The organism is Paenibacillus sp. WG02 (assembly GCF_055396115.1).
Map to the genome: position 1 here is coordinate 2,272,125 of NZ_AP036016.1, position 24,123 is coordinate 2,296,247.

Genomic DNA, 24,123 nt, shown 5'->3' on the forward strand with positions numbered 1-24,123 from the left:
TGATGCTTGCAGTCATGTACAAGTAGAAAATGATTTCGGAAAAGTTCAGAAAAAAGTTTTCAATTTCATTATGTTGTTGGTTTTAAAGGCTTATGTATTTATTTTGTGAGGGAAAATCACTATTTTGGATAAGTGCTTTTAAAGAAATTGAAGGTTTCTTTGATTTTTATTGTTTCGTTAGTAAGAACATGAATAGTACGATAAGTGAACAACAACTTGTGAGGGTGAATGGCAATGAAGTACGACTACGAGCTGGAGGAAGTCTACTTGTGAATCAATGAATTATGAAAGCGCTAACGGTCCGCATGCATTCGTATATTTAAAAAGGGAGGGATGACAAGAGATACTAAATATAAGCAATTGAAAAGCGGTATGGCGGCATCATCTTATTCAGGACTTGTAAGAGCTAAGTTTGGAGCAACTGATGGTTATTATTGTCAATACAAGCGTCGTAGCCCAGGCCAAGATAAATGGGAGTTGGGCTCCTTAGGAGGAAGATGTTAATGTTCAAGAAACAATTAAATATTTTAATGTTACTGTGTATGTTAACCACTTTGTTAAGTTCAGGAATAAAAGTTCAGGCATCTGAAAGCGGTTCCAGTGCGAATTCGAACGATATACAAACTGAGTTCTTTGTTTCACCGTCAGGCAGCGATACAAATGACGGGTCAAACGACCACCCATTTGCTACTTTACAAGCGGCCCGCGATGCTGTGCGTTTGATTAACAGCAACATGACAGGCGACATTATCGTGTATGTCGCTTCGGGTAATTACTACGTCAACAAAACGATTTCCTTCGATGAAAGAGATTCGGGAACAAATGGGCATAGGGTCATCTATGCCAATAAAGATGGATTGGGAACTGCGAAATTCATTGGTGGGAACAAAGTAACTTCAGCATGGAGTGCAGTAACGCGCACAGGTGCTGATGCAGATCTGCCCGCCAGTGCAGCCGGAAGTGTGTACAAGACTTTTGTTGGTACAGGCATTAACTTCAATACCTTATATGTGAACGATGCCAGAGCGATTATGGCACGAACAAAAAACTTGACAGTCGATCCAAGATTTCCAAATGCATCAGCTACCTATATGAGATCAGCCGGCGGAGGCGTCAGTACCCTCAACTATAATTCTGGTGATATTGACTCAGAATCAATGACCGGACTATTAAATGCACAAACTCGAGGCGAATTGGACGCTCAGGTGTATATGTGGGACGGTGGTTACTGGGATTGGATGACGGACACCATTCCGATTGCAAGCGTAAATACATCTTCACGAACAATTAACTACAAAACCGACCCGAATAATAGGGCGGCATACCGGCCCAAATACGCTACACGTAGCGATGCAAGATACTTTTTGCAGGGAAATCTAGGGTTCTTGGATCAGCCCGGCGAATACTACTTCAACAAAAAGACAGGATATCTGTATTATTACCCTGTGACAGGTTCCGGCAATATAAGCAATCAGGACATCGTGATCCCTGCCGTAGAGAAAATTATTGACATCAAGGGCGCCTCCCGTACAAGCATGGTATCACATATCACATTCAGTGGTTTGGAATTTAAAGACACCAATTTCCCTGACTACTACGCTTACGGATGGAACTGGGGGGATGCGGGAGACGGCTTAGGATATTACCCGCCGGAGGCAGCAGGAAGCACACAGCCTTCTTACGCCGAACAGTCTGAAAGAGTGGAGTTTCAGGTTGGTATAATCACCTTAAGCAATACGAACAACATCACGATTACCAACACGCATATAAAAAATGCGGGGATGTTCGGTATTGAACTCTATCTTGCAAACCAGTACACGAATATCAATAATTCCCTTATTGAATATACCGGACATGGCGGTATCAATCTGGAGGGAGGCTATCCCGGAGTAGGCGGGGATGCCAATGGGGACGGCTATAGTAGAGATAACAAAGTAACCAATACGATTATTCATGATTTAGGTCAGTTGGTTGGTCAAACCTCCGGTATCACAGTAAACAATTCCGGTTATAATACATTTTCACATCTTGAGATTTACAACTCGCCAAGAAGGGCTTTGTTTATAACGGGCGGGCCGAACCGCAATTCGAACGTTGCCTTTCCAAATGGTGACAAAAATTTTAATCCGATGACGGATATGTATTCGCATCACAACACTTTCGAATATATCTATTTGCATGATGCGCAGCAGGATGGCGGGGATGACGGTGCATTTTTTTCCGCTTATTTATGGAAGGGACAAACCAATTATAAACCAAACTATATCAACCAAATGGTTATAGATCGCGTGGGGGCCAACCCATCGATGACGGATATAGCGCCGTGCGGAATGAGCTTTGACATTGGGGCCTCAGGATGGGAATTGCGAAATGTAAAAAGCGTGAACACGCAACATTTTAACGGGCAGTTGAGCAGCACGTCCAAGACTGGGTATAATAGCAAAATCACCCTTTTCAATACTAATCTTGAATTACTAATAGACGCCACCCAAGCCGAGCCCTTTGATGATTCGTTAATCGATTATGCAAACATAGGTGTCGGAGCTGATTTCCCAAGTGTTTATCAGCCGGTACGAACTTCGTTCCAAGAACCGAATGACATCTATTTTAAAGACGATTTTGAAAACGGACTTGATCTTTCGAAATGGATGTATACAGGGAAAAAGCCTAATATCACAACAAGATGGATGTCTGAGGGCGTTCTTCACGGAAAAAAAGCTTTAGAAATCGTCGAGTCTAATGGTTTTAAGCCTGTGTTGTACAGAGATTTTAATACATCTCTCAAAAAAAATGTGACTGTTAAGTTCTTTGACAGGCAAACGACTAATCTTGCCTGGATGAACCTCTCATCGATAATCAAATCGCTCGTCAGAGTCGATAATGGTGTGCACGCTGTGGGCATGGGGATCGATACTAAGGTAGATAATGGACATTATGTTGTTTTAGACGGCTCTACGGAAACGGCGACCTCTGTTCCGCGTGCGTATGGCTGGCATGAGATGAAATGGGATTATACCAGCGGCACCAACGCGAAGCTGTACATGGATGGCGTGCCGGTTAAAACCTTGAACACAATAACTGATTTTAATCGGGTTCAATTGGGTTCTGATGACGGCATGGGCGAGATTTATTACGACCAACTGTATATCTATGGTGGAGCAGTAGCGCCTCCGACCAGCCCGCTGCCGATACAGCCAGCTCCGATACCTGGCGTGATCGAAGCGGAAGATTACGACGGCATGTCCGGCATACAAACCGAGGCCCCCTCGGAAACCAACTATACCAATTTCTATAATGCGGAAGGCGCGTTGACTGCTCCTGTGCTTTTCGAAGGCACACAGCTTGTAGGCTCTATTAATGCCGGCGATTGGATGGATTACAAAGTCAATGTTCCAGCGGCCGGAACCTACAAGTTGAATTATCGGGTTGCCGTTGACTCGGGGAAAACTGGCGAAGTTCAGTTGCAGGTGAACGGAGTCAATCTGAAAACGACTTCATTCCCGACCACAGGCGGCTTGAGAAATTGGGTGACGGTAAGCGATTTGGTGACATTGGAAGCAGGGCCGCAAACGATACGGCTCTATGCGACCCGAGACGGGTGGAACCTGAATTGGATCCAGTTTAAGCCGCGTCCGCAAGTCCCTGGCATAATCGAAGCGGAAGATTACGATGCCATGTCGGGAATACAGACACAGCCAAGCGATGAGGGTGGCGTAAATGTAGGATGGATAGATCCCGGCGATTGGATGGACTATATATTAAACGTACCTGCCGACGGAATTTATACCGTAAAATATAGAGTAGCTGCAAATGGTAATACAGGCGGGGTCCAATTTATGGTCAACGGAGTTAATAAGAAAACTACTGCATTCCCGACAACCGGAGGTTGGCAGAACTGGACTACTGTCTCTGATACCGTATCATTGGCCGCAGGTACACAGACCGTGAGGCTGGCTGTTACTGGAGGCGGTTGGAACTTCAACTGGTTTGAGTTGGTGAAGGTTGCTGACAGAAAATTAAGCAGCATCACATCGCCTGCAGCGATAACAGTGGACGTCGGAACGGCTAAGACTGCGGCAGCTCTTGGATTGCCTGCCAAAGTAACGCTTGTAACCGATGGGGGAAATGTGGATGCAAATGTGACATGGGATTTAAGCGGCACAAGCTACGATCCAACTGTGACGACGGTGCAGAGATTCACGGTAACAGGAATCGTAACACTGCTCCCTGCCGGAGTCCTAAACCCGAACAACGTGCCATTGACAACAAGCATTAGTGTAACAACGGTTAAGAATAAGAGGATCTCTCAGTCTCAAATGACGGCAACGGCGACAAGCCAGGAAACTGGTGGGGACAACAACGCAGCCTCCATGGCGATTGACGGAAACCCGCAGACGATTTGGCATACAAAGTGGGATAAATCTGACGTTCTCCCCCAATCGATTACCTTGAACCTTGGAAGAAACTACAAGATCAATAAGGTCGCATATTTACCAAGACAATCAGGAGGCAACGGAATTATTACAGGCTATAACGTGTATGTAAGTACGGATGGGGTAACCTTTACTAAGGTTGCAAGTGGAAATTGGGATAACAACAGTGCGGAGAAATACGTAACATTTACTCCGACCAATGCATCCTATGTCAAGCTCGAAGCAACACAGGGCGTTAACGGATGGGCATCGGCTGCGGAGATTAATGTCTTTGAAGCTGATGATAGCAAAATCATTACAAGCATCTCGGCACCCGCAGCGGTCACAGGGGTTGCGAACGGAACAGCCAAAACGGCAGCAGCTCTTGGATTGCCAGCAACAGTACAGGTGGTTACCGATGCAGGAAACGTCAATGCCAATGTTGCATGGAATGTAGTAGGAACAAGCTATGATCCAGCTGTAAAGACGGCACAGACTTTCACTATACCTGGAACAGTAACCCTACCAGCAGAAGTGGTAAATCCGAACAATGTAGCATTGACAACAAGCATCACTGTAACCGTGAATGCAGGAGCATCAGTGCCTCAGTCTACATTGACAGGTTTAACGCAGGTGAACGCTGGCCAGGCGTATGAGGTAACGATGGGTTTAAGCAGCGTTACGCAAAGTGTATACCAGCAAATGTATGCGCTAGATTTGACTCTTCACTATGATCCGATGAGTTTGCAGTTCGATTCCGTTGAATCACTTAAAAACGGATTTCAAGTCATCGATTCAAAAGAAGCGGTACCGGGACATATCCGGATTATTGCTGCACGCGCGTCCGAAAACCAAGATGTGCTTACAGAAGGTGATTCGTTAAAATTCAAATTTACGGTCAAATCTGGTGCGCAGGCAACTTCTACGACAATTTCTGTAGGCAATGTTGTTATTGCCAACGGACAGGGGAATGAACTTCAGGTTAATGGAGCTTCGCGCGATATACAAATCAGCATACCTGTTACTGTCGACAAATCACTCTTGAATGCAACGATCACGAACGCTCAGGCGAAGTACGATACAGCTGTGGAAGGCAATGGAGATGGTCTGTATGCGATTGGCTCCAAAGCGCTATTGCAGTCGGCTATCGATGCAGCTAACGCTGCAGCAAACGCTTCGAATGCAACGCAGCAGCAGGTGGATAGCGCGAAAACCGCACTGGAAGCGGCAATTCAAGTGTTCACAAGCAAGAAAATAACCGCAGATATCAATGGAGGCGGTATCTCAATTGGAGACTTGGCTTCCGTAGCAGTTGCTTACGGCAAACAACCAGGTCAATCGGGCTGGAATGAGAAAGCGGATGTAAACCATGACGGCAAAGTTGACATTACAGACCTTGCTATCGTAGCGAAAGCGATCTTGCAATAATAAATACTTGTCAAATATACAGTGAGGGGAGATTTATTTTCTCCCCTCGCAATTATGGCATCGATTCCGAATAGTCAATTATTTTCTGTGAATTTCTGCTTTCATTTCACTCATTCATTCATTGGTGTTTTAAAACGAAGAAATCGTGATTGAAAAAGTTCAAAAAAAGTCTTCAATTCCACTATGTTGTTGGTTTTGAAGGCTTATTTGTTATTTTGTAGAAAAATTAGTATTTTTGATGAGTGCTTCTAAAGAAATTGAAGGATTCTTTGATCTTTGTTGTTTCTTTAGTAAGGGTTCGAATAGTAGAATCAGACAAGATTATTGCCGAGAAGCAAAGCAACTGAATGCATGGAAGGCAGCTAATAAATAAGTTGATTCAATTGTACAAGTAGTCTTACCGCTTCGAGATGGAGAAAGTCTGCTTGTGAATCAATGAATTATGAATGTGTTAACGGTGCGTATGCATTCGTATATTTTATTAGGGAGGGATAACATGAGGAATTAATATACGCAAATTGAAATTTTCAAACTTACAAGCGTATTAGCATGGCCAAGATAAATGGGAGTTGGTCTCCTTAGGAGGAAGAGTTAATGTTCAAGAAACAATTAAATATGTTACTTTTACTGTGCATGTTAACCACTTTGTTTAGTTCAGGAATAAAAGTTCAGGCATCTGAAAGCGGTTCCAGTGCGAATTCGAACGATATACAAACGGAGTTCTTTGTTTCACCGTCAGGCAGCGATACAAATGACGGGTCAAACGACCACCCATTTGCTACTTTACAAGCGGCACGCGATGCTGTGCGTTTGATTAACAGCCATATGACAGGCGACATTATCGTGTATGTCGCTTCGGGTAATTACTATGTCAACAATACGATTTCCTTCGATGAAAGAGATTCGGGAACAAATGGGCATAGAGTCATTTATGCCAATAAGGATGGATTGGGAACTGCGAAATTCATTGGCGGGAACAAAGTAACCTCGGCATGGAGTCAGGTGACGCGTACGGGTGTCGATGCAGATCTGCCCGCCGGTGCAGCCGGAAGTGTGTACAAGACTTTTGTTGGTACAGGCATTAACTTCAATACCTTATACGTAAACGACTCCAGAGCGATTATGGCACGAACAAAGAATCTGACAGTCGATCCGAGATTTCCGGCAGCGTCTGCAACCTATATGAGATCAACTGGTGGGGGAATCAGTACTCTCAACTATAATTCTGGTGATATTGATTCAGAATCAATGACCGGACTATTAAATGCACAAACGCGGGGCGAATTGGACGCTCAGGTATATATGTGGGACGGTGGTTACTGGGATTGGATGACGGACACCATTCCGATTGCAAGCGTAAATACATCTACACGAACAATTAACTACAAAACCGACCCGAATAATAGGGCGGCATACCGACCCAAATACGCTACACGTAGTGATGCAAGATACTTTTTGCAGGGAAATCTAGGGTTCTTGGATCAGCCCGGCGAATACTACTTCAACAAAAAGACAGGATATCTGTATTATTACCCTGTGACAGGTTCCGGCAATATAAGCAATCAGGACATCGTGATTCCTGCCGTTGAGAAAATCATTGACATCAAGGGCGCCTCCCGTACAAGCATGGTATCGCATATCACATTCAGCGGTTTAGAATTTAAAGACACCAATTTCCCTGACTACTACGCTTACGCATGGAACTGGGGAGATGCGGGAGACGGCTTAGGATATTACCCGCCAGAGGCAGCAGGAAGCACACAGCCTTCTTACGCCGAACAGTCTGAAAGAGTGGAGTTTCAGGTTGGTATAATCACCTTAAGCAATACGAACAACATCACGATTACCAACACGCATATAAAAAATGCGGGGATGTTCGGTATTGAACTCTATCTTGCAAACCAGTACACGAATATCACTAATTCTCTTATTGAGTATACCGGACATGGCGGTATCAATCTGGAGGGAGGCTATCCCGGAGTAGGCGGGGATGCCAATGGGGACGGCTATAGTAGAGATAACAAAATAACCAATACGATTATTCATGATATTGGACAATTGGTTGGTCAAACCTCCGGTGTCACAATAAACAATTCCGGTTATAATACATTGTCACATCTTGAAATCTACAACACGCCGAGAAGAGGAATATTTATCACTGCCGGTGTCAGTCGTAACGGTGGCACTCCATTTCCGAACGGTGACAAAAATTTCAATATTATGACTGATATGTATTCGCATCATAACACGTTCGAATATATCTACTTGCACGACAGTCAACAGGATGGTGGGGATGACGGTGCATTCTTCGCCTGCTATTTATATAAGGGCGGCTCAAATTACAAGCCTAACTACATCAACCAGATGCTCATTGACAATGTAGGGGCCAATCCAAGCATGAGAGACATAGCGCCAAACGGAATGAACCTTGATATGGGCGCTTCCGGGTTTGTAATAAGCAATCTGAAAATCGTAAACCCGCAGCATTTTAATGCTGAGGTAGAAACGACAACTAATAATGGTGATAGAATTTCTTATACAAACACAAACATTGATTTTGGTACACATACGAATCAGCTTAGTACGTTTAATGATTCTTTGATGGACTATGCAAACATAGGAGTAGGGGGTGATTTTCCTAGTATCTATAAGCCAGCAAGAATCACATTTCAGGAGCCTGCCGATATCTATTTCAAAGATGATTTTGAAAACGGGTTGGACTTATCCAAGTGGGTATACAGAGGAACTAAACCTCGAATTACAACTGAATGGATGTCCGAAGGAGTGTTTAACGGCAAGAAAGCCTTGAAAATCGATAGCGATAGTGCCGTAACAGGCTTAAAGCCTGTCCTGAACAGGGATCTAGGTCGTTCACTCAATAAAATAGTTACTGTGAAATTATTTGACAGGCAAAACGAAAATCAAGCTCCATACACTTCAGGGGTAAGTATTTCAACGACAGTTAAATCGCTGGCAAGAGTTGACAATGGTGTTCATGCAGTAGGCTTGGGCTTGGATACGACAATAGACAGAAACTATTATGTTATTCTTGACGGCTCAACAGAAACTGCAACTTCTATTCCTCGTACGTATGGGTGGCATGAATTGAAATGGGATTACACCAGTGGTACCGATGTAAAGTTGTATATGGATGGCGTACAGGTTCAGACCTTGAGCTCAATAACCAATTTCAATCGCGTTGAATTGGGGTCTGATGACGGCAAAGGGGTCAGCTATTATGATCAGCTGTACATGTATGGTGGAACAACGGCTCCTCAGGTGCCAACGCTGCCGATACCACCTGTTAACCTGGCACAGAGTGCAACAATTACAGCATCATCCTATCCTGTAAATGACCAAAAGTATGCCCCTCAGAGCGTAGCTGATGACATCATTGGTGCATGGGGTTCAGGAGAATGGGCATCCAACGGTGAAGCTAATCCGTGGATTCAGCTTAACTGGAGCAGTAGTCAGACGATTAATGGCATATTCCTTTATGACCGCCCGAATACTTCGGATTGGTCACAAGGAGGGACACTTACATTCAGTGACGGCAGTTCTGTTATCGTAACAGGAATACCGAATGATGGCACAGTAAAAGAAGTATCATTTGATGCCAAGGATGTTACATGGGTCAAATTCCAGGTAACAGGTAGTACAGGAAACAATGGCTTGTCGGAGTTTCAGGTATATAAGACAGCAACTTCCCTGACTGTACCTAACGGACTTACAGCTAATGCATCGAGCAGTTCCCAGATGGATGTGACCTGGAATGCTGTAGATGGTGCAACGGGCTATGACCTCGAGGCGGACGGTGGAGTTATCAATAACGTAACCAGTCCGTATGCGCACACGGGATTGGAAGGAACATCAACCCATTCCTACAAGGTAAGGGCAAAGGATGCTTCAGGGATCACTTTATGGAGTTCGCCTGTGAAAGGAGTAACTCCGGCACAAACATTGGGGAAATTTGAGGCTGAAAACTACCAAAGCATGTCGGGAATTCAAACGGAGTCAAGCTCAGAAGGTGGTCGGAACGTATCGTATATCGATGCCGGCGATTGGATGGAATATGTAGTTAATGTACCTGCCGAAGGAATCTATACCGTGAAATATAGAGTAGCCGGAAATACTACAGGCGAGGTCCAATTTATGGTCAATGGAGTTAATAAGAAAACCACTTCAATCCCGACGACCGGAGGTTGGCAAAACTGGACTACTGTCTCGGATACCGTAACATTAGCCGCAGGTACACAGACCGTGAGGCTGTCTGTTGCTAGAGGCGGTTGGAACCTCAACTGGTTTGAGTTGGTGAACGCTGGTGATAATCAATTAAACAGCATCACATCGCCTTCAGCGATAACAGGAGTGGCAAACGGTAAGCCAAAAACAGCGGCAGCTTCTGGATTGCCGGCATCGGTTACATTGGTTACCAATGCAGGAAACATGAATGCCGATGTAGCGTGGAATGTCGAAGCATCATCCTATGACCCGTCCAAAACGTCGGAGCAGACCTTCACCGTAGGCGGAACGGTCTCTCTGCCCGCAGGCGTCTTGAATCCGAACAACGTAGCATTGACAACAAGCATCAGTGTGACTGTGCTGGCTTCGCCTCCACCTCAATCAGGCGTAACGATCGAGGCGGAAAATTATGCGGCAATGTCCAATGTTGTCGTTGAATCAGGCGGCAGCGGCGGGAGCCATGTAGGATACTTGGATCCAAATGACTGGATGGACTACAACGTCAATATTTCGACTACAGGGACATACGCTGTAAAATATACGGTAGGCGTTAATAAGACGGGGAAAGTTAAGTTGCTTGTGGATGGCGTTTCCCAAAAGGATACAACGTTATCGTCAACCGGAGGGTGGAATAACTGGGCAACAGTATCCGACTCGGTTACCTTGAGTAAAGGCGTGCATACAATAAGGCTTCAAGTCGTTGAATCGGGCTGGAACTTGGATAAATTTGAACTGAAACTGCTGGAGAACACCTTAGTGAGCATTCAAACGCCAGCAGCGATAACAGGAGTGGCAAACGGTACGGCAAAAACAGCGGCAGCGCTAGGCTTGCCTGCAACCGTGGTATTGGTTATCGATGCAGGAAACGTAAATGCCGGTGTGGCATGGAATGTCGATGCATCCTCCTATGATCCGTCGCAGCCTGCTCAGCAGACTTTCACAGTAAGCGGCGCAGTAACCTTGCCCGCAGGCGTGACAAATCCGAACAACGTAGGAGCGACAACAAGCATCAGTGTGACTGTGCTGCCAGCGCCAATGCCTCAGTCTACATTGACAGGTTTACAGCAGGTGAACGCTGGCCAGGTGTATGATGTAACGATGGGTTTAAGCAACGTTACGCAAAGTGTATACCAGAAAATGTATGCGCTAGATTTGACTCTTCACTTTGATCCGATGAGTTTGCAGTTCGAATCCGTTGAATCACTTAAAAACGGATTTCAAGTCATCGATCAAAAAGAAGCGGTACCGGGACATATCCGGATTATTGCTGCACGCGCGTCCGAAAACCAAGATGTGCTTGCAGAAGGTGATTCGTTAAAATTCAAATTTACTGTCAAATCTAGAACTCTGGCAACCAGTGCGACAATTTCTGTAGGCAATGTTGTGATTGCCAATGCACAGTCGAATGAGTTGCAGGTTGGCGGTTCCTCCCGCGAGATACAGATTACTGTACCTAGTACGCCTGTAGATAAGTTGCTCTTGAATACAACGATCACGAACGCTCAGGCGAAGTACGATGCAGCAGTGGAAGGCAATGCAGATGGACTGTATGCGATGGGCTCCAAAGCGCAATTGCAGTCGGCTATCGATGCAGCCAAAGCGGCAGCAAACGCTTCGAATATCACCCAGCAGCAGGTGGACAGCGCGAAAACCGCACTGGAAGCGGCAATTCAAGTATTCACAAGCAAGAAAATAACCGCAGATATCAATGGAGGCGGTGTCTCAGTTGGAGACTTGGCTTTAGTTGCAGGTGTTTACGGCAAACAACAAGGTCAATCGGGCTGGAATGAGAAAGCGGATGTAAACCATGACGGCAAAGTTGACATTACAGACCTTGCTATTGTAGCCAGAGCGATCTTGCAATAGAACAACCACATACAATGTTGAATGGAAAATTGAATTAACTGCATTAGCAAAATTGAGGATTGATCGGCAATGAAATGGGGGGAACTTATCTCCCTCCATTTCATTGCCGTTATCATATTTTTCTGCTTTTTAGCCTTCACAACGGTATAAATGATAGATCTGATACATTATCGGAACGGTCACAGACACATATAATAGAAAGCGTTCACAAAATAATTGATGAAGAAAAACTTAAATCGATATTTAAGGATGAAAATCGGAATAAATGATAGATTCACCTCGTTATATCCATTGTCTTGATTCTTTAAGATAATAGTTGTAAAACGCTTTCATGACTTCGTCAGGGGGGCAATGGGAATAAAACGAGACATGATCTCTCGGTGTTAGCACGCATCCATATTTAAGGGGCTGCCAAACGAAGCTCATAGCTGCGCTGGCGCCGCAAAGCGCCATTAACTGCACTAGAATGGCGAACTTTATTTCATTTTTTAAGGAGGATTTCGATGTTTAAAAAAAAGCTAGTTACTTTCCTATCGGCATCACTCGTAGTTGCTTTATTGTCTACTGGGTTTAGTATGCCAAGGACAGCCGAAGCTGCTGAAGCTGCCGGGGCTGCCCAAGTTGCAGATGCAACAATGAATCTAACGCAATATGTAAATCCATTCGCGGGCTCCGCAATTGCAGCAGCTGATTTTGGGACCGGTGGCGGCGCAGGGATGACTTTTCCTGGAGCGGCAGTTCCATTTGGCATGATGAAATGGAGCCCGGATACGAGCTGGGGTGATCAGCTATATGGTGGATATAATTATGACGCCACCCAAATCAAGGGCTTCAGTTTAACCCATCTCAGCGGAGCCGGCTGCAGAGCTTTACAGGATGTACCGATCATGCCATGGGTTGGACCCATAGGAAGATCCCCCGGAACTAACTTTGACGACTACGCAGCAAACTTTTCCCATACTAACGAATCCGCTTCCCCAGGCAGCTACAGCGTTAGATTGGACCGTAATCAAGCGGGTCCTATTCAGGTCGATTTAACAGCAACGACACGAACGGGAATCGGCAATTTCACCTATCCTGCATCGAATCAAGCTATGATGCTCGTTAATCCGGGTCAGAATAGCACAAGCCCTTATGATTTTCAAACGATCAAAACTAATTCGCAAATCAATATCGTGAATGATCATCGATTAATGGGGGTTGTGGATAGCGGAGGGTTTTGCGGAGGCAAGGTCAATACGTACAAATTGTATTTTGCGGTTGAATTCGACCGTCCTTTCGTTAGCTCAGGAACGTGGAAGGGTGCAACGGTTACAGCTGGTTCTACGCTGGCGGAAGGAGGACAAACGGGGGCTTATCTGACCTTTGACACGGCCTCTAATCCAACGGTCAAAGTCAAAACGGCCATTTCCTACGTAAGTATCGAGAATGCGCTGGACAATATGACGCAAGAGAATCCGAATTGGGATTTCGATACGGTCAAACAGGCTGCTTCCCAAGCTTGGAACGAGAAGTTGAACCGTATACAGGTATCGGTGACGGAAGCGACAAAGGATGATGCCCGGACTTTTTACACGACCCTGTACCATACGATGCAATTTCCTGCGACTTATAGCGATGCCAATGGACAGTATCGAGGCTTTGATAAACAAGTCCATACGGTTGTTCCCGGACATAAAGAGTACGCTACGTATTCCGGGTGGGATATTTATCGTTCCCAAATGCAATTGCAGGCTCTCATTAATCCCGAAGAAGCCAGCGATATGGCGCAATCGCTTGTAGATGCGGCTATGCAAGGCGGAGGCGGTTTCCCCAAATGGCCGGTCCTTAATGAAGACTCCAATGTCATGGTCGGGGATCCAGGCGCGATCATTGTTGCCAACATGTACGCCTTCGGTGCAAGGAATTTCAATCTCGAGGACGCTTTAACAGCCATGAACAAAGGCGCTTCTCAACCTTTTGTGAAGAGCACCCGCGATTATTTGACCAGGGCAGGTCTCGATCGTTATTTAGCTAACGGATATATTCCAGTAACTGGCGGCTACGATTTTTTTGGAGCTACATCGACAGCAATGGAATATAACTCGGCGGACTTTGCAATCGCACAGTTTGCCCAAGCAGTAGGAGACACCGAGAAATATTCGCAATATATGAAGCATGCTCAATACTGGAAAAACTTATTTGATATGGATACCACATATATTCGACCCAAAAATGCGGATGGCACGTTTATTTCCAGCTTTTGCCCGACATGTAATAACGCATTTTATGATGGGTTCGTAGAAGGCAACTCTGCCCAATATACGTGGATGATTCCGTTCAATATCCGTTCCCTGGCGGACAAGATGGGCGGGAATGCCAAAGCGATCGAACGACTTGATGTACATTTCACTAAGTTGGATGACGGGCCCAACAGTCCTTATGCGTTCATATCAAATGAACCGGAGCACCATGTGCCGTGGTTATACAACTTTTTGGGTGCTCCCTATAAAACACAGGAAGTCGTACGCCGCGTTATTACAGAGGAATTCTCGTACTTGCCCAAAGGACTTTTCGGCAACGATGATTTGGGGGCGATGTCGGCTTTAAATGTGTGGGGCTCTTTGGGCATGTACCCGATAGTTCCGGGAGTTGGCGGCGTGACGTTAAACGGTCCTTTATTTGAGGACATCCGAATCTCGCAGGGCGCTGGCAAGCAAATTCATATTATCGGAAAGAATGCTTCGAGAGCGAACCCTTATATCCAGAGCTTGAACCTGAACGGTCGTCCAACTAGTTCGACTTGGCTCGACTATAATACGATGGCGAATGGCGCAACGCTGGAGTTCACGATGGGTAATAAGCCAAATACGGAGTGGGGCAGTCCCCCGTCGGATGCGCCTCCTTCCTTTGATTGGAGTGGGGAATTAGGCCTTAATATGGCGCTGAATAAGCCTGCTACGGCTAGCGATGCGTGCAGTGCTGCGCAAGATGCGACTAAAGCTGTTGATGGCGTTGGATACAAAGGAAGCAAGTGGTGCTCGAATTCTTCCAAACCTTGGCTCCAAATTGATTTGGGTCAATCGCAAAACATCTCCGGTTTCATTGTCGAACATGCGGGCGAAGGCGGAGATGATGTGGCGCAGAACACCAGGGATTACAACATTCAAGTCAGCAATGATCAAACGACTTGGACAACAGTTGTCAATGTTACCGGAAATCAGTCAGGTTACAGACTGCATCAGGTGGTTCCGCTGAATGCCCGGTATGTCAGGCTGAATATCGTTACACCGACACAAAACGGGGGTACGCAAGCGCGTATTTATGAGCTTAAAGTTATTGGAACTGGAACGCTGCTGAGCATCCCAACACCTGCGGCCATCACTGGCGTGTCCAACGGGGTAGCCAAAACAACGGGGGCTCTTGGATTGCCGCAAACGGTGACAATGGTTACCGATAGTGGAAATGCGAATGCCGATGTGACTTGGAATGTTGACACTTCAAGCTATGATCGAGCTCTAGGGACTGCACAAACCTTCACAATAACTGGAACAGTAGCCTTGCCAGCAGGGGTGACCAATCCAAACAACGTTGCATTGACAACGAGCATCAGTGTAACTGTACTAGGACCGCCTCAAATACCTGGAAAAATAGAAGCGGAAAATTATTTGAATATGTCTGGGATTCAAACAGAGAACAGCTCGGAGGGTACAAAGGATGTAGGATATACAGATCCGGGAGACTGGATGGACTACGTTGTAAATGTGCAAAAATCAGGATTGTACAAAGTAGACTACAGGGTATCAGTAAACAGTGGTACAGGCATAGTCAATTTCTTAGTAGATGGTGTTTCGAATAAAATAACATCGTTGCCGTCAACCGGAGGCTGGCAAAATTGGAATACAGTATCCGACAAGGTTTACTTAAGTGCCGGCAAGCATACCATCAGGCTGGCCATCAATACAGGCGGCTGGAACATTAACTGGTTTGAGTTATCTGAAGTGCCGCCAACGAATCTCACGAGCATAACAGCACCTGCAGCCATCATAGGCGTGGACATCGGAACGTCCAAGACAGCAGCAGCTCTTGGATTGCCCGTAAATGCAGTGCTTGTAACTGAGTCAGGAAATATGAATGCCAGTGTGAGTTGGGATTTAAGCGGCATTAGCTACAATCCAACTACCTTGACGGGACAGACCTTCACGGTACCAGGGACTGTTACCCTGCCTAGTGGAGTTTCAAACCCGAACAATGTGCCATTAACAACAAGCGTTAGCGTAACTGTTAGTAAGATCCCTTCATCTCAAATAACGGCAACATCGGATAGTGCGTGTGGTACCAATGAAACAGCGAATAAAGCTGTGGACGGTATCTTAGCGGGAAGCAAATGGTGCTCCAAATCCAGCAACATTTGGCTGCAACTTGATCTCGGTTCCGTGCAGAGCGTGAACGCGTTTATCATCAAACATGCTTCTGAAGGCGGGGAGTCCGCCTCATGGAACACGAAAGCTTACAATATTCAGGTTAGCAGTGACGGCACAAACTGGAGTAAGGTGGTCGACGTAGCCAATAATACGAAGGGCATAACGATAGACAGTATAGCTGCGGTATCGGCTCGATACATCAAATTGAACGTTATAACCCCTACACAAAATACGGATCCAGCGGCAAGAATTTATGAGTTCCAGGTATTAAAGGCTCCTTCTACAGATAAAACGCTTCAGAGCGTTACAACGCCTGCGGCAATTACAGGAGTGGTGAGCGGTACGGCGAAGACGGCAGCTGCCCTTGGATTGCCTGCAACGACAGAGCTCGTTACAGATAAAGGAAGTGCGAATGCCAATGTGGCATGGAATGTAGACGGTTCAAGCTATGATCCGGCTGTAAGGACGCAGCAGACATTCACCGTAAGCGGAACTGTAACGCTGCCTGCCGGAGTGGTAAATCCGAACAACGTAGCATTGACAACAAGCGTCAGCGTGACTGTGCTGCCAGCGCCAATGCCTCAGTCTACATTGACAGGTTTACAGCAGGTGAACGCTGGCCAGGTGTATGATGTAACGATGGGTTTAAGCAGCGTTACGCAAAGTGTATACCAGAAAATGTATGCTCTAGATTTGACTCTTCACTATGATCCGACGAGTTTGCAGTTTGATTCCGTTGAATCACTTAAAAACGGATTTCAAGTCATCGATCAAAGAGAAGCGGTACCGGGACATATCCGGATTATTGCTGCACGCGCGTCCGAAAACCAAGATGTGCTTACAGAAGGTGATTCGTTAAAATTCAAATTTACTGTCAAATCTGTAAACCAGGCAACCAATACAACCATTTCTGTAGGCAATGTTGTGATTGCTAATGCACAGTCGAATGAGTTGCAGGTTGGCGGTTCCTCCCGCGAGATACAGATTACTTTACCTAGTACACCTGTAGATAAGTTGCTCTTGAATGCAACGATCACGAACGCTCAGGCGAAGTACGATGCAGCTGTGGAAGGCAATGGAGATGGACTGTATGCGATTGGCTCCAAAGCGCAATTGCAGTCGGCTATCGATGCAGCTAATGCTGCAGCAAACGCTTCGAATGCAACGCAGCAGCAGGTGGATAGCGCGAAAACCGCACTGGAAGCGGCAATTCAAGTGTTCACAAGCAAGAAAATAACCGCAGATATCAATGGAGGCGGTGTCTCAGTTGGAGACTTGGCTTTAGTTGCAGGTGTTTACGGCAAACAACAAGGTCAATCGGGCTGGAATGAGAAAGCGGATGTAAACCATGACGGCAAAGTTGACATTACAGACCTTGCTATTGTAGCCAGAGCGATCTTGCAATAAAAAATATTTATCAAGCATAAAGTGGGGGGGAGAATTATTTTCTCCCCTCTATTTATTTTGACGAATGATTGTAACAACTCAAGTAGCCTATATCCAATATGGAAGGTGCCATCATGCGCTCTGCAATGCCCATTCCAACATATAGCTGGTTTTAAAGACTTTTTATTTATTTTGCAGAAAAATCACTATTTTTGATAACTGCTTTTAAAGAAATTGAAGGATTCTTTGATTTTTATTGTTTCTTTAGTAAGAACAGGAATAGTACGATCAGTGAGCAACAACTTGTACGGGTGAATGCCTATATAGCAGACTTGCCACTACGAGACGAAGAAAGTCTGTTTGTGAATCAATGAATTATGAATGCGGTAACGGTCCGCATGTATTATTGTAAATTAGGGAGATGTTAAAATGGCTTCATTCACAATTGAAGGCAATCAGTTTATTTATAACGGTGAACCTATTCGAATCTTGTCAGGAGCAATGCATTATTTCAGAATTGTACCTGAATATTGGCAAGACAGGTTGTTGAAATTAAAAGCTTGCGGTTTTAACACGGTTGAAACCTATGTAGCCTGGAATGTCCATGAACCGAAAGAAGGACAGTTTAACTTTCAAGGCATCGCTGATGTTGAGCGTTTTGTTCAATTAGCCGGAGAATTGGGACTGCACGTCATTATTCGGCCGAGTCCCTATATTTGCGCGGAATGGGAATTTGGTGGGTTGCCCTATTGGCTGCTAAAGAACCCTTCCATGCAATTACGTTGTTGCTATAAGCCTTATTTGGATAAAATAGACACCTATTACGACGAATTATTGGCAAGGCTTAAACCCCTTCTATGTACGAATGGCGGACCGATTATCGCCATGCAAATTGAAAATGAATACGGAAGTTATGGCACAGATAAGGAATATCTGGCGTATATAAGGCAAGCCATGATCATCCGAGGAATGGATGTGCTTCTGTTCACTTCGGATGGGTATGACGATTCCAATCTTCAAGGAGGCACGTTAATTCCGGACGTGTTCGCAACAGTCAATTTCGGATCGCGGCCTGAAGAAGCATTTGCCAAATTGCAGGAATATCAGCCGGACAAACCGTTGGTATGTATGGAATATTGGAATGGCTGGTTCGATTATTGGGGAAATGAACATCATCAGAGAGGTAATGACGATGTGGTGGACGTATTGGACCGGATGCTGAAATTGGGCGCTTCCGTTAATTTCTATATGTTCCACGGCGGTACGAATTTTGGTTTTTATAATGGAGCCGGTTTTTTGGGTAAATATGAACCGATCGCAACCAGTTATGATTATCACGCGATGTTGAATGAATCCGGAGATATTACGGACAAATACATCGCAGTTCGAGAATTGCTTTCCAAGTATGTGGATTTGACGGATGTTGAAATTCCTTCTTCCATTCCAAAGAAAAATTACGGCGTTGTACGCCTTACAGAACAAACGAAGTTATTTGATTCGCTTGATCAGTTGTCCTCTAGGGTGACAAGTAAATGTCCAATAACGATGGAACAATTGGATCAGGATTACGGTTTTATTTTGTATACGACACAGATATCGGGTCCAAGGGCGAAGAATAAACTCGTACTCCAACAAGTGCGTGACAGGGCGCTCATTTTCCTGGATGGGATTTATCAGGGAGTAGTTGAAAGAAACACGCATGATCAGACAGTGGAAATAAAAGAGAATGATATTCTGGTAGAAATACCTCCGGAAGGCGCGACATTAAGTATTTTAGTGGAAAATATGGGTCGGATTAATTACGGGTATAGTTTGAAAGATCCAAAAGGGATTACAGAAGGGGTTCGTTTTGAGCGAGGGTTTTTGCACGATTGGAAGATGTACTCGCTTCCTCTAAACAATATGTCGGAACTCGAATTCGGGGAGATGCAAGAAAGTGGTTCTTTTACGCCTACTTTTTATAAAGGCAAGTTTCATGTTGACGAGGTCGGAGACACGTTCTTGAAGCTGGAAGGTTGGACGAAGGGCGTGGCTTACATTAATGGCTATAACCTCGGACGTTATTGGGACATTGGTCCGCAGAAAACGTTATATATCCCAGGACCGCTTCTGCGCGATGGGGAAAATGAGTTAATCGTATTCGAACTGCATGGCACAAACGATCCGATTGCTATTCTTCAAGACTTTGCTGAGTTGGGGTAGTTTGTTGGAATTCGTTTCGTCACTAACGCAAGTCGAATAAGATTTTAGAGAAGTGTATAAAAAATAGAGGTATTATTTATTGATTTTTAAAGAAATGATTTGTTTTCGTAGTTCATTCCGTCCATTCAATTTGATTATGATAGTAATACAGAGATTTAGGATAAAAGTGGAGGTATTCATCGTGAAAAGCTATCATACTCAAATCATGGAACAAAATAATTGCAGATTAGAAGTAAAACTGGCAACATATAATGGCTCACAGATCATGAACTCGGACAAGAGCACGTTGTTAGAGTCGAACGATGATATTAAGCTAAAGCTGGAGGACTCCTTGTGGAGTGTCGACTTTACCTGTTTAAATGATGAAAATAACGAGAATGTCATCGAATATAAAGTGACTTTCAAGGTGCTGAAAGGTAATGTAGATCAGGCTAATGTATCAGTCAGTATGGTCCTGGACACATGGGCAAGGGAGAACTATGTGTTAATGCCAGCAGCAGCGTATGACGGGAACCGGTTTAAAGTCAGTGAACAGGTGTATCCGCCTATGCTTACTCGGGACGATGAGGTCGGTCCTCATATTCCGACAACGATAACGGATGTACCAAGGTTAAATCACAGCGACGGACCATCTAGGATTGAATTAAGAACGGGCGATTTGGCTACCCCGACAGTGGGCTGCTTTCAGCATGAGCAGAAGAGAGGAATCTTTCTATTAACGACTCAGGGAACCTCGCTTGGGGATTCAGGAATTACAATGGAAGAAAATGAGCAGCGGACGCAAGCGGCTATTACTCTGTCGGCTCCTGCTGTCAGAAGCTACAAGTACAGCATGTGCAATGCGAAAGAGCAATCGGATGATTACGGCGTGCATTTTCATGAGAACGATGAAGTGACCTTGAAATTCCGGCTATATTTCTTCGATTGCAGCGATATCCTGGGTCTGTTTAATTATTTCACGGATATTCGCAAAGATTTGTCAGGGGATTCGCAATTTCGTCATGAAATTCCCTTCTCCGAGTCTTGGGATATTTTGGAGAATAAATATAATCGAGATAACTGGTTACAAGACGATGAATTTTATCGGTCGTCGACTTCGAAGGATGAGGTATTTGGCGAATGGCAAACAGGTTGGGTTGGCGGTGCGATGAATACTTACCCGATGTTCGCGATTGGCAACGAGCTTTCTAAAGAAAGGTCATTCAAGACAATAGATTTTTTATTCTCAAGAGTTCAAGCACCTTCGGGGTTTTTCTACGGAATTTACTGCAAAGGAAAGTTGCTTGGCGACAATTTCAGAGACCATGAAGATATAAGTTGTGTACTGGTGAGAAAAAATGCAGATGCGATCTACTTTGTTGTCAAGCAATTCATGCTTCTCGACCAATTGAAGGCAGATGTACCGTCTCATTGGATGGAAGGGCTTAAAAAGTCTTGCGATGCGTTTGTTCGATTATGGAACAACAACCGGCAATTCGGACAATTCATTGATGTGCATAAGGAAGAAATCATCATCGGCGGCAGTGCATCCGCAGGCATTGCCCCAGCAGGGTTAGCCTTGGCAGGGCAATATTTCAATCAGCCCAGCTATGTCGAAGTTGCGAAACAATCGGCCGAAATGTATTATGAATCTTTTATCAAACAAGGTGTGACGACCGGTGCGCCCGGGGAAATATGTCAATGTCCGGATAGTGAGTCGGCATTTGCACTTTTGGAATCTTATGTTGTTTTGCATGAAGTGACGGGCGAGAAGAAATGGCTGTTGATGGCGGAGAATACAGCCAAGATTTGCTCGACTTGGTGCGTCTCGTATGACTTTGAGTACCCGCCAACTTCTGAATTTAGCAAACTTGATTTGCGTTCAACAGGCTCTGTTTGGGCTAATGTGCAAAATAAGCACGCTGCACCAGGAATTTGCACGTTATCGGGTCTCTCTTTGTTTAAACTTTATCGAGCCACATCGAACGAATTTTATCTGGAGCTATTAAGTGAAATCGCGCATAATATCCCGCAATATGTATCAAGGGAAGATCGTCCGTTAAGAATTTCTTGGGATTCGAATCCAGGCAACCATTATTCGCCTTCTGGCTGGATGGGAGAACGTGTCAATACGAGCGATTGGGAAGGCAAGGCTAATGTTGGTGGCGTTCTCGGAGGTTCCTGCTGGTGCGAAGTGTCCAATATGCTAACTTATTTTGAAGTGCCCGGTGTATATATTCAGAAGGATACGGGGTACGTTTACGCAATTGACCATATTGATGCGGAAGTGATTGAGGACAGTCCGGCCCGCCTTGTTGTCGTGATGAAAAATCAAACGAAATTTACCGCAAGAGTCAAGGTATTTGTTGAAGAGTATAAAGATTTATCAAAGGCTTTACATGCTAATATCATGCTTGATTATCAAATACTCGTAATAGAACCTTTCAGCGAGCAGACGATGATCTTGCATAAATGATAGATGACATTATTGGGGGAATTACCTTGAGAAAAATAACCGCAGTCCTTGTAGGTGCCGGCCAGAGAGGCGCTGGCGCATACGCATCGTATGCGTTGAAATACCCAGATCAAATTCAATTTGTCGCTGTTGCAGAAATTGATCCAGTGCGAAGAAAACAATTTATGCTTGACCACAATATTCCTGCAGAACATGGCTATGAAAGCTGGGAACAGGTATTAGCAAAGCCTAAGTTGGCTGATGCCATGCTTGTTTGCACCCAGGATCAGATGCATTTTATACCAGCACGCAATGCGCTGCAAAAAGGATATCATGTTCTGCTTGAGAAACCGATGTCACACGATCCATTAGAATGCATCATTTTAGGGGAAATCGCAGAGTCGCACCAGCGGGTATTCTCAATCTGCCACGTGTTAAGATTTACAGATTTTTTCAAGACGATTAAAAAGCTGTTACAACAAGGCCGTATCGGCAGATTAGTTACGATCCAGCATACGGAGAATGTTGAATATGCCCATTACGCTCATAGCTTTGTAAGAGGCAACTGGAGAAAATCCAAGGAATCTAGCCCGATGATCTTAGCTAAAAGCTGCCACGACATGGATATTTTATTATGGTTAGCCGATGCAAATTGTACAAAAATAGCTTCTTTCGGCTCTTTAAAGCATTTTCTGAAAGAGAATGCCCCTAAGGGCGCACCAAAAATGTGTCGGGACGGTTGTCCCGTTCAAGATGAATGCCCCTATTATGCGCCTAAAATTTACATTGAGCGGAATGATTGGATTAATAAAGTTTTCCGCACAGTTGTTAGTAGCGATACAAGCGATGAAGGCGTGCTCCATGCCTTGAAGGAGGGGCCATACGGCAGATGTGTGTACCATTGCGACAATGATGTCGTTGACCATCAGGTGGTCAATATGGAATTTGATAACGGGGTAACGGTTGCTTTTACGATGAGCGCTTTTACATTTGAAGGCGGGAGATCGTTGAAGCTGATGGGATCTAACGGGCAAATCAGAGCGGATATGGAACGGAACGAAATCGAAATCACGAGTTTTTTGACAGGGGAAAAAGAGCTCATTCGCCTTGAGTCTCCGCAAGAGGGGCATGGCGGGGGAGACGAAGGCATTATGGAAGATTTCGTAAGATTGGTGAGTCAAGACGGAAATGTGGCAGGACTCACTTCAGCTCATGTGTCTGTCCAAAGCCATCTTATGGCTTTTGCAGCTGAAAAGTCCCGTATGGAGAATTGTGTTGTCCAAATGGATGAATTCTATGAATCACTGAAAGCAAATACGCTAGAGGAATAATTTAGTTGAACTGTACTACTCAGCCGCATACAACAGAGACGGCAATCAATTCTCTCCGTTGGATTATGCGACAAGAGCGGAAGCAGTTACATTAATTCTCTTTATGTCAATCAGTCTCTTCGCGAGGCTTTGGAAATAATAGACTTGCGCTTCTAAGCGCACGTCGTTCGATACGGAAAATAGGGCAATTGAAGCTGCTTATTTGTTCGAATAGCTCTTGTTATTGATACTTAAGCAAGCTATGTTTGCTTATTGATCGCTAATGCGCCCAGAATGTCATGTTTTTGCAGAACATTAGCACGATCTGTGGTCTTATCTCACGAGAGACCTCGATAGTTAGAAGGAATTAGCACACCTAGCTTGCCTATTCATTCCCTAGCACAATGTAGATATTTTAAATGACCTAGCCGCAGGCTAGG

7 protein-coding genes are annotated in these 24,123 nt (G+C 44.9%); all 7 read left to right on the forward strand.

Translation table 11 applies throughout. The annotated features are described in order from the left end of the window. Positions 1–333: 333 nt before the first annotated feature. Complete coding sequence (locus ACBP55_RS10440; RefSeq protein ID WP_464651319.1) at positions 334–504, forward strand: hypothetical protein; 171 nt, start codon at positions 334–336, stop codon at positions 502–504. Continuing rightward, positions 504–5,840: a carbohydrate-binding protein gene (locus ACBP55_RS10445; RefSeq protein ID WP_464651321.1), complete on the forward strand. Its 5,337-nt coding sequence runs from the start codon at positions 504–506 to the stop codon at positions 5,838–5,840. The genes ACBP55_RS10440 and ACBP55_RS10445 overlap by 1 nt, the downstream gene beginning before the upstream one ends. Before the next feature lie 594 nt (positions 5,841–6,434). After that, a complete protein-coding gene (locus ACBP55_RS10450) occupies positions 6,435–11,948 on the forward strand; it encodes a carbohydrate-binding protein (protein WP_464651322.1) in 5,514 nt (1,837 codons plus the stop codon). A gap of 503 nt (positions 11,949–12,451) precedes the next feature. Next, entirely contained in the window at positions 12,452–17,758 is a 5,307-nt protein-coding gene (locus ACBP55_RS10455; protein WP_464651324.1) for a GH92 family glycosyl hydrolase, read from the forward strand. A 408-nt stretch (positions 17,759–18,166) separates the two neighbouring features. Then, positions 18,167–19,939 carry a glycoside hydrolase family 35 protein gene (locus ACBP55_RS10460; protein WP_464651325.1) on the forward strand — a complete coding sequence of 591 codons (1,773 nt, stop codon included), beginning with the start codon at positions 18,167–18,169 and terminating at the stop codon, positions 19,937–19,939. 181 nt (positions 19,940–20,120) lie between these two features. Then, the gene (locus ACBP55_RS10465) at positions 20,121–22,394 is read left to right on the forward strand and encodes a hypothetical protein (protein ID WP_464651327.1); all 2,274 of its coding nucleotides are present in this window, start codon (positions 20,121–20,123) and stop codon (positions 22,392–22,394) included. 26 nt (positions 22,395–22,420) lie between these two features. After that, positions 22,421–23,704, forward strand: coding sequence for a Gfo/Idh/MocA family protein (locus ACBP55_RS10470; RefSeq protein ID WP_464651329.1), 1,284 nt, complete (start codon positions 22,421–22,423; stop codon positions 23,702–23,704). Positions 23,705–24,123: the final 419 nt, after the last annotated feature.

Bases quoted from the DNA above. Each gene is read 5' to 3' on its own strand.
- ACBP55_RS10445 (WP_464651321.1), top strand. From the start codon at position 504: ATGTTCAAGAAACAATTAAATATTTTAATGTTACTGTGTATGTTAACC.
- ACBP55_RS10460 (WP_464651325.1), top strand. From the start codon at position 18,167: ATGGCTTCATTCACAATTGAAGGCAATCAGTTTATTTATAACGGTGAA.
- ACBP55_RS10440 (WP_464651319.1), top strand. From the start codon at position 334: ATGACAAGAGATACTAAATATAAGCAATTGAAAAGCGGTATGGCGGCA.
- ACBP55_RS10455 (WP_464651324.1), top strand. From the start codon at position 12,452: ATGTTTAAAAAAAAGCTAGTTACTTTCCTATCGGCATCACTCGTAGTT.
- ACBP55_RS10450 (WP_464651322.1), top strand. From the start codon at position 6,435: ATGTTCAAGAAACAATTAAATATGTTACTTTTACTGTGCATGTTAACC.